The 12,324-nt window shown below is 70.7% G+C and carries 11 protein-coding genes; 5 read left to right on the plus strand and 6 right to left on the minus strand.

What is annotated here, in order from left to right; translation table 11 throughout:
* Positions 1–52 precede the first annotated feature (52 nt).
* Positions 53–682, minus strand: coding sequence for an RNA polymerase sigma factor (locus AC3EO4_RS00115; protein ID WP_379580018.1), 630 nt, complete (start codon positions 680–682; stop codon positions 53–55).
* Positions 683–972: 290 nt separating this feature from the next.
* Between AC3EO4_RS00115 and AC3EO4_RS00120 the strand changes: the two genes are divergently transcribed.
* Positions 973–1,506 carry an NUDIX domain-containing protein gene (locus AC3EO4_RS00120; protein ID WP_379580016.1) on the plus strand — a complete coding sequence of 178 codons (534 nt, stop codon included), beginning with the start codon at positions 973–975 and terminating at the stop codon, positions 1,504–1,506.
* A 204-nt stretch (positions 1,507–1,710) separates the two neighbouring features.
* Here the strand turns inward: AC3EO4_RS00120 and AC3EO4_RS00125 are convergent, their stop codons facing one another.
* Complete coding sequence (locus tag AC3EO4_RS00125; RefSeq protein ID WP_379580014.1) at positions 1,711–2,442, minus strand: SRPBCC family protein; 732 nt, start codon at positions 2,440–2,442, stop codon at positions 1,711–1,713.
* A 200-nt stretch (positions 2,443–2,642) separates the two neighbouring features.
* On the opposite strand from AC3EO4_RS00125, the gene AC3EO4_RS00130 reads away from it, so the two are divergent.
* The 3 genes from AC3EO4_RS00130 (at position 2,643) to AC3EO4_RS00140 (ending at position 4,120) form a co-directional block, all read left to right on the plus strand.
* The gene (locus tag AC3EO4_RS00130) at positions 2,643–3,110 is read left to right on the plus strand and encodes a hypothetical protein (protein ID WP_431892724.1); all 468 of its coding nucleotides are present in this window, start codon (positions 2,643–2,645) and stop codon (positions 3,108–3,110) included.
* Positions 3,111–3,654: 544 nt separating this feature from the next.
* Positions 3,655–3,903: a DUF6400 family protein gene (locus AC3EO4_RS00135; RefSeq protein WP_431892727.1), complete on the plus strand. Its 249-nt coding sequence runs from the start codon at positions 3,655–3,657 to the stop codon at positions 3,901–3,903.
* A complete protein-coding gene (locus AC3EO4_RS00140; RefSeq protein WP_379580011.1) occupies positions 3,890–4,120 on the plus strand; it encodes a hypothetical protein in 231 nt (76 codons plus the stop codon). Before AC3EO4_RS00135 ends, AC3EO4_RS00140 begins: the two co-directional genes overlap by 14 nt.
* 432 nt (positions 4,121–4,552) lie before the next feature.
* Here the strand turns inward: AC3EO4_RS00140 and cydB are convergent, their stop codons facing one another.
* The 3 genes from cydB to AC3EO4_RS00155 form a co-directional block, all read right to left on the minus strand.
* Complete coding sequence (cydB, locus tag AC3EO4_RS00145; RefSeq protein ID WP_431892730.1) at positions 4,553–5,554, minus strand: cytochrome d ubiquinol oxidase subunit II; 1,002 nt, start codon at positions 5,552–5,554, stop codon at positions 4,553–4,555.
* 12 nt (positions 5,555–5,566) lie between these two features.
* Positions 5,567–6,946, minus strand: a complete 1,380-nt coding sequence (locus tag AC3EO4_RS00150; protein WP_431892733.1) for a cytochrome ubiquinol oxidase subunit I — start codon at positions 6,944–6,946, stop codon at positions 5,567–5,569.
* 185 nt (positions 6,947–7,131) lie between these two features.
* Positions 7,132–7,398, minus strand: coding sequence for a hypothetical protein (locus AC3EO4_RS00155; RefSeq protein WP_431892736.1), 267 nt, complete (start codon positions 7,396–7,398; stop codon positions 7,132–7,134).
* A gap of 208 nt (positions 7,399–7,606) precedes the next feature.
* On the opposite strand from AC3EO4_RS00155, the gene AC3EO4_RS00160 reads away from it, so the two are divergent.
* Positions 7,607–9,436 carry a glycoside hydrolase family 15 protein gene (locus AC3EO4_RS00160; RefSeq protein ID WP_431892738.1) on the plus strand — a complete coding sequence of 610 codons (1,830 nt, stop codon included), beginning with the start codon at positions 7,607–7,609 and terminating at the stop codon, positions 9,434–9,436.
* A 40-nt stretch (positions 9,437–9,476) separates the two neighbouring features.
* Here the strand turns inward: AC3EO4_RS00160 and AC3EO4_RS00165 are convergent, their stop codons facing one another.
* Positions 9,477–12,251: a sugar-binding protein gene (locus AC3EO4_RS00165; RefSeq protein WP_431892741.1), complete on the minus strand. Its 2,775-nt coding sequence runs from the start codon at positions 12,249–12,251 to the stop codon at positions 9,477–9,479.
* Positions 12,252–12,324: the final 73 nt, after the last annotated feature.

The raw sequence follows: 12,324 nt of genomic DNA on the forward strand, positions 1-12,324 counted from the left end.
TGAACCGTTTCACTTATTGTGGCTCCTCCACGGCAGGAAAGAGCACGCGAAATTATTCTGGCTGCTTCACGAACTCGAAATAGTCCGCCAGCCGGTCGCGCACCGTGGCACGGGCGCGATGCAGCAGGACCCGCTGGTTGGCCGCCGAGATCTCCAGGATCTCGCACACCTCGTCGGAGGTGCACCCCTCGACGTCGCGCAGGGTGATCACGATCCGCTGCCGAGGAGGCAGCCTGGTCAGGGCCTCGGCGATCAGCTCGCGCACCTCCGAGGCCAGCGCCTCGCCCTCGGGCGTCGGCCACGCCGCCGGGACCTCCTTCCAGCCGCCCGGTGGCACGGGGCCCAGGCCCGCGGACCCGCCGTCCTGCTCGAAGGCGCTCCACGGCAGCGTACGGCTCTCGCGCACGCCCCGCTTCTTCGCGGTGTTGACCAGGATCCGGTACACCCACGTCTTGACCGAGGAACGACCCTCGAAGCAGTCGATCCCGCCGATCACCGCCAGCCACGTGTCCTGGACGACCTCCTCCGCCGAGTGGTCGGTGGACACATAGGACCTGGCCACCCGGAGCAAGCCCCCTGACCAGGTGTCCAGCAGCACCGCGAACATCGCCTCATCGCCCGCGCGCAGGGCCGTGACGACGACGTCATCCGGGGGCAGCCCTCCGCCCGCGAAAGACCCCACGATCGCTTCCCCCCCGGTCGAACGCTGGGACATCCATCACCTGGGGCCGAGCCGAAGCCCGGCGTCGCCCGCGGCAGGACGACACAGCCCAGGCTAATCTCTCCCACCGACGTTCTTCCCTCCCGGGCGGGTGCGAGCACCTTGTGCGTATTCTCGGAGTGGGAGGCGTCCGCCTCGGTGCGTGGTCTGTGGGAGGCGTCCGCCTCGGCGCGTGGGCTCGGAGTGGGAGGCGTCCGCCTCGGTGCGTGGTCTCGGAGAGCAGGTCCCGGCGAATCGGTGAGGAGCATCCCATGCGACGGTCGGAAAGGCTGCTCTACGCGGCCAACGGGGTCGATCTTCGCGTCGTGGACGTCGCGCTGACCGACGGCGGGCATGTCGAGCGACCCTTCGTCCGCATGCCTCGCGCCGCTGGAGCGGTGGTCCTCCATGGCGGGCGCGTCCTGCTCCTGTGGCGGCACCATCTCGTCACCGACACGTGGGGTTGGGAGATCCCGCTCGGCGAGATCGGCGAGGGCGAGGAGCCAGAGGCGGCCGCGGCCCGTCACGTGGAGGAACAGACCGGCTGGCGGCCTGGGCCGCTGCTGCCGTTGATGCGGGTCCGTCCCGCCGAGGACGTCGCCGACTGCGACCACCTGATCTTCGTCGCCCACCAGGCGTCCTCCGGCACCGCGCCGGCCGGTGGCCAGGAGGACGGGCGGGCCGAGTGGTTGCCGATGCTGGGCGTCCGGCAACTGATCGAGGAGCAGGCCATCACCTCGGCGACCACGTCGGCCGCCCTGCTGCACTTCCTGACCGACCTCCTGCAGGCCCGCGCGTCACATTAGGCAAGCCGCCGCCCGTGCCCGCTCCCCAGGCTGCCTCGCCTGGCCGGCTTCCCCAGGTCGCCTCGCGTGGTTGCCTCGCGTGGCCGGCACGCCTGGCCGGCTGCCTGCGGGCGTCCTGCCGCGCTCGTGGGCAGGTCCGGCCGCACTGCCTGCCACCACCTGGTGGACGCCGCCCCGACCGTCGCCGCTGATCGGGTCGGCGCGTCAGCCGAAGCGCTCGGCCGCCCAGGCGTCCCACGCGGCCTGCTCGTCGTGATCGGCGAAGTTCTGGTGGCCGAGCACGAGGGCGTCTCCGCGGGCGGTACCGGAGTGGATGAAACGGTACAGACCCTCGTCCGTCCGGACGCCCAGGTTGACGGGCAGGTTCGCGTAGTAGACGACCCCGGAGGAGCCGTCCGGGAGCCGGACGCCGTCGCCCTCGCCGACGTCGGGCGTGACGCCCAGCGACTCCGTGACGATCTTCCAGACGGTGTCAGGGCCGCCCGCTCCCGGCCGGACGACCGTGGCGACCGACGGGGTACGGCCGGCGAAGTACGTGAGGTACTGCTTGAGGGTCTCCAGGTAGATGGGCCAGCCGGCCTTCATCGCCTCGAACTCGGTCTCCCAGTCGTCGCCGAGCATGCCGCTCTGCACGAGCCGCAGCACGGTCGTGCCGCCGCCGCGTCCCTCGATCAGATACTCGAGCGCCATGAACCGCCCGTCGGGGGCCTCCTCTCCGCGGGTGGCGAGGCGTGCGCCCGGCTCGTAGGCGGTGATCGTGGACCGCTCGGTGTGGCCCATCATCGTGAGACCTGCGGGAGCGCCGACGGACGTGCCGAGCTCGGTGCGTCCCATGAACCACGAGTCGACGCCCGGCCCGGTCGCGATCGCGTCCCAGACCTGCTCAGGAGTGGCGTCGAGTTCGATCTCCTGGCTCAGTTCGAACGGGTGAGTCATCGGGCTTCCCTCGTACTCGGATGGACGGCGACGTCGGATGGCCGCTCCCTCACGCCGGCCAGTGTCTCGATGCTCTCACCGAAACCACCCCGTAGCTCCCGGAACGCGTCAACGCGGTCGAACCCAGCGACTTGCGGCCCTGTCAAGGCTTGTGTCGTGGCGGATCCCCGCCGATCATCAGAGGCAAACGGGAGGAACCCATGGTTCGCAGCAAGCCGGCGCAGTGCGTCGTCGTGGCTCTGGCCGCGACCACCCTCACCGCGTTACCCGCCGACGCCGCCACCGGATACACCCCCGAAGGGATCTGCGGCAACGGTTTCGGCCGGGTCGACGACGGCACTCGGGCCGTGGTCGACGGCCACGGCATCGTCTTCGGCCATGTCTACCTGCTGTACAGCGCGCGGACCGGGGAGAACTGCGCCGTCACCATCAAGACCAAGTACGTCGGAGAGCCCACCTGGACCGGCGTGAGCCTGGCCCGCCGGGGTCTCGACAAGCGGCAGGACGCCAACTATTTCACGCACTACGCCGGCCCCGTGAAGGCGTACGCGAAGGGCAGGTGCGTCGCCTACCAGGGGGTGGTCACCGGACTGAGAGCCGGCGACCGTTTCGTCAGCAGCACGCCGCGGGCCCTCGGCGAGCGTACGGCCTGGGGCAACTGCGGCTGACACCCCACCGGCCAGGGAAACCTCCAGCGTGCCTCTCGTGAAAGGGGCGTGCCGTTCCTTTCACGAGAGCGACCCGGGAGGCTGGGAGCCCGAGCAGACGTGGAAGACCTCCCCTGGCCTGACTTGGGGGACGGATTCATCCCCGATGTGCTCACCTCGGTCGGCATGACCCGCGTCCTCCGGTCGGCCGGATCGCGTCCTCCGGTCGAGGGTGAGGAGATCATCGTGGCGGTCTTCATCCGCCCGGCCGAGGACGCGCCGTCCACCGCCCTGTGGGTGCGCGCGAGCGAGACCGGGCGCGGAGGTGGTCACCCGCGCCCAGACTTTCGTGACATAAGTCATGAATTGACCACAAAAAGGGACATAAGGTATACAAAAGGGCAAGACTCCTCCTCAAGGAAGGGGTCTCGTCCCAGCGCGCCTTCGAGTGATCGCAAAGACCCCCCTCTCGGCCCTCGCCCTGAGCCCCTTCGCGGGCCCCCCAGGAGGCGCCTCCCACGATCATGCAGATGTCGCGCCCGTCATCCCACCGGAAAGCCGCGCCATGAGCCACCACAGCAACAGCGCACACGCCGTCTTCGAGTTCGACCTCACCACGGACGAGACTCGCCGGCGGGCCGCCGTCATGGCGGCGCTCGGAGCGAACTGGGATCCCCCGGCGGTGATGCGAGGTGAGGAGGCGGCCTACGACCTCCTCTACTCGGGCCTCGACGAGCGGCAGCAGGAGGCCTACGACATGCTCGTGGCGGCCGGGGTGCTCCCGCGAAGGGGGCAGGGCCATGCTGCCGATTGATCCGCACGCCGATCTGGGGCGCAGGGCATGGGTGTCGTGCCCCGGCTGCTTCGACAACAGGGAGTGCGGGGAGTGCAGCGGCGGCCGGAACTGCGGGGCGCACTGGCGCTACCTGCTCGGCACCACCGGAAGCAGGCTGCACCTCCAGTGCCCCGGATGCACCCACGTGTGGGACCACGAGACCCGCTTCGGCGCGGGCGGGACCACGCCATTCTGACGAACCTTCGTCCGCGGACCCGGTAGAGGCCTCGGCCCCGCCCCCCGCCCCCCGCCCCCCGCTTCCCCTGGCGCCCCGCGCCTCGCCTGACGCCGTCCTTCGCCTCGCCTCACCGGCCGCGGACACTGGCCCGTGCGCGCACCATCCGCGCACGCGCCGTCCGCGTGCACGCGCTGTCCGCGCGCGCACCATCCGCGCGCGCACCATCCGCGCGCGCACCATCCGCGCGCGCACCATCCGCGTGCACGCGCTGTCCGTGCACGCGGCGTCCGCGTGGGGCCGTCCGTGCACGCGCTGTCCGTGCACGCGCTGTCAGCGTGGGGTCGTCCGCGTGGGGGCGTCCGCGCGGGCCGCCTGCACGAGGTCGTCTGCGTGGGGTCGTCTGCGTGGGGCGTCCGCGTGGGCTATCCGTGCGGAATCGTTCGCTCGGGATCAGTGGTGGGCAGGGATGTCTCCGACGCCGATCCTGCGGCGGAAGACCCAGTAGGTCCAGCTCTGGTAGAGCAACACCAGCGGCAAGAAGATCACCGCGACCCAGGTCATGATGCCGAGCGTCTTCGGCGTCGCGGCCGCGTTCTCGACGGTCAGGCTGTAGGCCGGGTTGACGGTCGACGGCAGGACGTTGGGGTAGAGGACCGCGAACAGGCTGATCACGGTCACGCCGATGGCGACCGCCGACAGAAGGAACGCCCAGCCCTGGCGGCCCTTGGCGACGGCGCCGAGGGCGGCCGCGAAGGACAGGACGGCGACGGCGGACAGGATCACCGTGCCGAGCGTGCCGCCCTGGATCTGCGTCCAGGTCAGGAAGGCCACCGCGAGCACGGCCGCCGCCACGCCCGTCCTCAGCGCCAGCACGGCCGCGCGGCCGCTGATCTCCCCCGTGGTCTTCAACGCCAGGAAGACCGCGCCGTGCGTGGCGCACAGCGCCAGCGTCGTCAGCCCGCCGAGCAGCGCGTAGGGGTTGAGCAGGTCCCAGAACGCGCCGACGTACTCGTGCCGGGCGTCGAGCTTCACGCCCCGCACGATGTTCGCGAACGCGATCCCCCACAGCAGGGCGGGAGCGAACGAGCCGGCCACGATGCATGCGTCCCAGCGCCGCCGCCACGTCATGGAGTCTCGCTTGGCGCGGTACTCGAAGGCCACCCCGCGCACGATCAGCGCCAGCAGTATCAGCAGCAGGGGCAGGTAGAACCCGCTGAACAGCGAGGCGTACCACTCGGGGAAGGCGGCGAACGTGGCGCCTCCCGCGGTGATCAGCCACACCTCGTTGCCGTCCCAGACCGGGCCGATCGTGTTGATCATCACCCGGCGTTCGGTCTCGTTCCTGGCCATGACGGGCAGCAGCATGCCCACGCCGAAGTCGAACCCCTCCAGGACGAAATAGCCGACCCACAGGACGGTGATCGCCACGAACCAGATGTCGGTGAGCTCCACTGCGCGATCCTCCTAGTAGGCGAACGACATCTCGCCACCGTCGCGCGGCTCCGCCTGGTCGGCGGGCGGCGGGGCCACTCGGGCGTACTTGATCATGAGGCCGACCTCCACCAGGGCCAGCACGCCGTACAGGACGGTGAAGACGATCAGCGAGGTGAGCACGGTGCCCGCGCCGACGGTGGGGGAGACGCCGTCGACGGTCTTCATCTGGCTGAAGACGATCCACGGCTGCCGGGCCATCTCGGTGAAGATCCACCCGAAGCTGTGCGCCAGGAAGGGCAGCACCACCGACCAGACCGCGGCCTTCCAGAGCAGGCTCTTGCCGCGGACCTGTCGCCCGCGGGTCATCCAGAGCAGGACGAGTGCGACCAGGGCGGCCAGCATGCCGAAGCCGATCATCAGCCGGAAACCCCAGTAGGCGATCGGGATGTAGGGGCGGTAGTCGCCGGGGCCGAACCTCTTCTGGTACTCCGCCTGGAGGTCGTTGATGCCCTGGACCTTTCCGTCGAACGAGCCGGTGGCCAACTGCGACAGCAGGCCGGGGATCTCCAACTGGAAGATCGGCTCCGTGCCGTCGAGCGTCCCGATGGTGAACAGGGAGAACGGCGCGGGCTGCCGGGTCTCGTAGAGCGCCTCGGCGGCGGCCATCTTCATCGGCTGGGTCTGGGTCATCGTCTTGCCGAGGAGGTCGCCGGAGACGGTAACGCCGAGCGCGCCCACCAGCACCGCGATCACGCCGAGCCGGAGGGAGGGGCGGAAGACGTCGAGATCCCTCCCCCTGGCCAGATGCCAGGAGGAGACCGCCATCAGGATCACCCCTCCGGCCAGCCAGCAGCCGAAGATCGTGTGCGGGAAGGTGGCCAGCAGGACCTTGTTGGTCAGCACGGCCCCGAAGTCGACCAGCTCCGCCCGCCCGTTGATCTTGAAGCCCACCGGCCACTGCATGAACGAGTTGGCGGCCAGGATGAAGTAGGCGGACAGCATCGTGCCGATCGCGACGATCCAGATGCAGGCGAGATGCACCCGCTTCGGCAGCCGGCCCCACCCGAAGATCCACAGGCCCAGGAACGTCGACTCCAGGAAGAAGGCGAGCAGCGCCTCCAGCGCGAGTGGGGCGCCGAAGATGTCGCCGACGAACCTGGAGTAGGAACTCCAGTTCATCCCGAACTGGAACTCCTGAACGAGCCCCGTCACCACGCCCATGGCGAAGTTGATCAGGAAGAGCGTGCCGAAGAACTTGGTGGCGCGAAGGTAGGCGGGGTTGCCGGTGCGTACCCAGGCCGTGTTCAGGATCGCCACCAACAGTGACATCCCTATCGTGACGGGCACGAACAGGAAGTGGTACACCGTCGTAACCCCGAACTGCCAGCGTGCGAGATCCAAGGCGTCCATGGCGATGACTCTAAGTGTCCGATCATGCGCGTCTTGTCATGACGCGCCGGGTGATCGCGGACCGCGCGGCCACCCTCTGCTTCGGCTGACTGACGCCCCCGGCATCCGGCCGTCCTCGGGGCGAGTTCCCTCCAGGCTACGCCTCCTTCGCCCGGCCGGCAGGGACGCCCCCTGGGCACGGCCGATCAGCGCCGCGGTGTGGAATCGTCCGGGCAGAACTCCGCCTGCAGCACGTCGGTGAAGATGCCGATGGGGTCCTTCCAGCCGTCGCCGGCCCCGTCGCCGTTGATGTTGGTCGCGACCATGCGCCGGCCGTCACGGGGGCCGTAGGCGTACGACCACGATCCATGGATGGCGCCGCCCATGCCCCAGACCGTCGTGCCGCATGGCAGCTTCACCGAGGAGACGCCGAGGCCGTAGGTGGTGTCGGGGATCCAGTTCCTGTTCTCCACCGGGATCGCGCACCTCGGGCTGATCGGGTGAGTGCCCGAACCGGCGCCTCAAGGCCCTTCGGTGCGAGCCCGGAACGTCGCGCAACGCGGCAAGGCGGACGAATCCACGTGAAACCCCTGCCGAGTCTTTGACACGGGCAGACCCAGGTGGGCATCACGCTTACCTAGGCTTTGGCCGTCGGACGAGTCGCAACAGCGGGAGGCTGAAGTGACCACAGAAGACTTCGGGACGGCCCCGCACGCCCGGTACCTGCCCATTTCGGACCATGGTCTGATCGGAGACCTGCGCACGACGGCGCTGGTGGGCACGAACGGCACGATCGACTGGTACTGCTGTCCGAGGTTCGACGCTCCGAGCGTGTTCGCTTCGCTGCTGGACTCCGACAAGGGCGGGTCGTTCGAACTGGCCGCCAATGTGCCCGCGAGGACCAAACAGTTCTACTTTCCCGACACCAACGTACTGATCACCCGCTTCTACTCCGAGGACGGACTGGGTGAGATCCAGGACTTCATGCCCGTCGCCGACGAATCGCTCGAGCCCGATCGCCACCGGCTGATCCGCCGGGTGTCCTGCGTCCGGGGATCGCTTCCGTTCCGGGTGCGGGTGGCGCCGCGGTTCGACTACGGCGCCCAGCCGCACACGGTACGCCTGGTGAACGGCCAGGCGGTCTTCGAGTCGGCGTCCCTCTCCCTCGCGTTGACCGCCACCGTGCCGCTGGAGGTCGACGGCATGGACGTGTGGGCGGAGTTCAAGGTCGAGGAGGGTGACTGCGTCGTCTTCGCTCTCGACAGGGTCGGCGAGGGGATCGCACCCCGGTCGTGCGTGAGCACCGAGGCCGAGGAGCAGTTCACCGCCACCGTGGCCTTCTGGCGGCGATGGCTGTCCGCGTCGCGGTACCGCGGCCGGTGGCGCGAGATGGTGCACCGTTCGGCGCTGGTCCTGAAGCTCCTCACCTACGCCCCGAGCGGCGGCATCGTCGCCGCGCCGACGACCAGCCTGCCGGAGGTGGTCGGTGGCGAGCGCAACTGGGACTACCGCTATGTGTGGGTCCGCGACGCCGCGTTCTGCGTGTACGCGCTGCTCAGGCTCGGCTTCACCGAGGAGGCCGACGCGTTCATTCGGTTCCTGACCAGGAGCGCCGCCACGGGCGCGCCTGGAGAGTCGGGACCCCTGCAGGTCATGTACGGCATCGACGGGCGCTGCCAGCTGCCCGAACGTCAGCTCGACCACCTCGAGGGCTTCGAGGGCTCCTGCCCCGTACGCGTCGGGAACGCCGCCGTCGGGCAACTGCAGCTCGACATCTACGGGGCCCTCATCGACGCCATCTACCTCTACGACCACTGGGGCAAGCCCATCTCCAGCGGCAGCTGGGACTATGTCGGCACCCTCGTGGACTGGGTCTGCGACAACTGGGACCAGCCCGACGAGGGCATCTGGGAGACCCGCGGCGGGCGCAAGAACTTCCTCTACTCGCGGCTCATGTGCTGGGTGGCCATCGAACGGGCCATGCGCATGGCCACCCGTCGCGGGCTGCCCGCCGACATGGCGCGCTGGCAGCACACACGCGACACGATCTACCGGCAGATCATGACGCGCGGCTGGTCGCCCAGGCTGGAGGCGTTCGTCCAGGACCTCGACGGCGAGGTCCTGGACGCCTCGGTGCTGATGATGCCGCTGGCCAAGTTCATCTCGCCCACCGACCCCAAGTGGCTGTCCACGCTCACGGCGCTCGGCAACCACCTGGTGTCGGACTCGCTGGTCTACCGCTACGACCCGGAGGCGAGCCCGGACGGGCTGCAGGGCGCGGAGGGCACCTTCTCGATCTGCTCCTTCTGGTACGTCGAGGCGCTCGCCCGCGCCGGCCGGGTCGACGAGGCCAGGCTGGCCTTCGAGAAGATGCTCACCTACGCCAACCACGTCGGGCTCTTCGCCGAGGAGATCGGCGTCGCGGGTGAACAGCGCGGCAACTTCCCGCAGGCGTTCACCCACCTCGCGTTGATCAGCGCGGCGTTCAACCTCGACCGCGCCCTCGGCTAGCCGGCCGTACCGGCCCTGGCAGGTCAGGGACCCGGATCCGTCACCGCACGCGGGTCCTGGAGGCCGCCGTGCCTCCTGTTCGCGCCTGCCATCCGGCGACCACCACAGGGTGGGCGCCCGTGGCACGGCTCAGCGGCACGCGCACCGTCGTGGTACCCCCGCCGGAGACGGTGACGACGCGGCTGCCCGCTGTCCCCTGGGCGTCACGGACGAACAGGTGCGCCCTGCCGGCGGAGCCGGCGCGCAGCGTCACCTTCACGGCGTCCCGCGCGCCCGCGGCGAAGGTGACCGAGCCGCTCTCGGACGGCTTGGCCGCAGGACCGCCCGCGAGCGGCAGGCCGAGGAGGACCGCCTGCTCCAGCGACTGCGGCGAGTCCAGGCTGGACAGGCCGGTGTCGGGGATCACCGGGTCGGGCGGGGTGGTCGGCCGCTCGGCCGGAGGAAGGTAGCCCGGCAGCGTCGCGATGCCCCATCGATACGGGTCGCCCTGGACGCCGCCCCACGTCGACCAGCCGATCCTGGTCTGGCCGGTCCTGTCCTGGGTGTCGGAGTCATACACCAGGACGTTCAGCCCGAGGTGCGCGGGATCGACCGCGCCCGGCAGGACCTCCATCGGCACGGCCATCTCCACGGCGTACTCCCCGGTGGAGACCTTCGAGGCCACCCTCATCCCGGGGGCGGTCTCCGCGCCCGGTCCCTGATGGTTGTCGGCGTCCCGCTCGAAGCACGGCGGACCCTCCGCCGTCACCGGCAGCACCGCGGTCTTGAACGTCGTGGCGGTGTTCTCCGACGTGCCGCGCGGGTCGAGGGTCACCTCGACGGCGTCGGTGCGCCAGTGCCGCTTGCAGTCGGAGGCCGGCAGGCGGGTGCCGATCACGTCGTCCTTCACCTGGACCAGCAGGAACAGCGTGTCGTCACGCCAGGCGACCTTGGCCGTGCCCGAGCAGTCCGCCGCCGACGAGCACGCCGAGCCCTCCCAGAGGCGAGAGACGTCGAGGGAGGGGCCGGTGTACTCGCCCTCGCCCGCGACGCCGTCGACGACGGGCGCCGACGTGGCCCGCGGGATGGACGTCGCCGGGACGAGTTCGAGCGCGGGCCTGCTCAGGCTGGATCCGTCCTGGCCGGTGGTCGTGATGGTGTAGAAGTAGTCGCCGCCGTCGTTGGAGGTCTTCAGCGAGGTGTCGGTGTTGGTGACGGTGAACGGCACCGTCGTCGAGGCCCCGGCCCTCAGGCCGCTGTAGGGCGCTTCGGCGCGGTCGGCGGTGAAGCCCGCGGGCAGGTCCAGCCGTACGGATCCGGACTGGGTGGTGTCGCTCACGTTCGTGACCACGACGCCCACCTGGCGGGAGCCGCCGGACGGGAGGGTGAGCACGGGGGTGACCAGGCCGCGAAGCTGCGGCGCGTCGAGTTCCGCGGCCCACTTCTCGTACTGCTCGACCTGGGGAAGCAGCCGCTGCCCCCCGCGTACGGCCGGGCTCACCTCGACCTGCCGGTCGGTGTAGCCGCGGCCCCGTTCGGTGGTGAGCGCCGCCGCGAGGCGCGCCCGCTCGCCTGGTGCCGCGCCCTGGGGCGGCGTCACCGTGAACGTCGCCGATCCCGTGCGCCCGGGGGCGAGCCTGCCGAGCTCGCCGGACCCGCTGACCTGCCAGCCTTCGGGGACGCGCAGCACCACGGCCGAGCGGCCGAGCGGCTCACGGGAAGGAGCGGCCGCGGTGACCTTGACGGTGAACGCCGTGCCTGGGCGGACGTCGAACGTGCTGGGACGCAGGTCGAGCATGGTGCCGAGCGGGACGGCACCCGCCGTCCTGACCAGCGCGCCGTCGAAGACCGCCGTCGGCGCCGCCGCGGCCGCGGTGCCGGGCCCGGGGAACGGCACGCGCGAGTCCACCAGGGTGAAGAAGTCGCAGCCGAGCTGGGCGGGGTCGGACGGCACGTCGGGGAAGACGGCCCAGCCCTGGGAGGCGTACACGCGCTGGGCGTCGCGCTCGATGGCGGCCCATGTCCTGCCCTGGCTCGGCGAGACGCGGCCGCTCCACACGCCGAACACGTTCTGCGCCGGGTTGGCGGGGCGGAACGTCGAGGCGCAGTCGGGGCCGTTCTGGGAGGTGCCGCGCGCCCTGCCGAGGAACAGGCGAGCGGGCGCGAAGGGGCGCAGCCCCTCGCGGGTGATCTGCTCGGGAAAGGCCAGGGGATCGGCCGCGGCGTAGAACGCCTCGGCGGCCAGCCGCGCCGCCTGCTGGTGGTTCCCGTGGTTGCCGGGGGACGGGGCCGGATCCATGGTCAGCAGGATCTCGGGCCGGGTCTGGCGGACGACCCGCACGACCTTCTCCAGCGTGTCCTCGCCCCAGATCCGGTGCGTCAGCGGGGCGCTCACCGTGTAGTAGAAGTCGACCTCGTCGAGGTTGAACACCTCGCGCACGCCGGCCTTGGCGACCGCCGCGCGCTCCTCGGCCTCTCTCAGCAGGCCGAGGGCGGGGCCCTCCTCCGGCCCGACGGCGTTGCCGCCGCCCTCACCCCTGGTGACCGTGAGGACGCCGGTGCGCAGGTCGTGGTCCTCGCTCCACTGCCCGAGCGTCGACAGCGTGAAGGCCTCGTCGTCGGGATGGGCGCCCACGAACAGCGCGTCGAGATCGGCGGGCGGGCCGGAGGAGGCCGCGAAGGAGGCGGGCGGGCCGGAGGAGCCCGCGAAGGAGGCGGGCGGGCCGGAGGAGCCCGAAAGGGTGGCGGAGGCGGCCGGGCCGGGCGGAGGAACGACCCCTGTCGGCGCGGGGGCGGAGGGCGCGAGGACGAGTACGGCCGCGGCGGCGAGCGACACCAGGCGTCCAGGAGGACCCGACGCAGGCGAGCCCGACAGAAGCGAACGCGGCAGAAGCGAACCCGGCACAGGC

The sequence above is a fragment of the Nonomuraea sp. bgisy101 genome (assembly GCF_057708945.1).

Excerpts from the sequence above, each read along its gene's own strand:
- AC3EO4_RS00120 (WP_379580016.1), top strand. The coding sequence starts at position 973 with ATGCGACGGTCGGAAAGGCTGCTCTACGCGGCCAACGGGGTCGATCTT.
- AC3EO4_RS00125 (WP_379580014.1), bottom strand. The coding sequence starts at position 2,442 with ATGACTCACCCGTTCGAACTGAGCCAGGAGATCGAACTCGACGCCACT.
- AC3EO4_RS00130 (WP_431892724.1), top strand. The coding sequence starts at position 2,643 with ATGGTTCGCAGCAAGCCGGCGCAGTGCGTCGTCGTGGCTCTGGCCGCG.
- AC3EO4_RS00135 (WP_431892727.1), top strand. The coding sequence starts at position 3,655 with ATGAGCCACCACAGCAACAGCGCACACGCCGTCTTCGAGTTCGACCTC.
- AC3EO4_RS00140 (WP_379580011.1), top strand. The coding sequence starts at position 3,890 with ATGCTGCCGATTGATCCGCACGCCGATCTGGGGCGCAGGGCATGGGTG.
- AC3EO4_RS00150 (WP_431892733.1), bottom strand. The coding sequence starts at position 6,946 with ATGGACGCCTTGGATCTCGCACGCTGGCAGTTCGGGGTTACGACGGTG.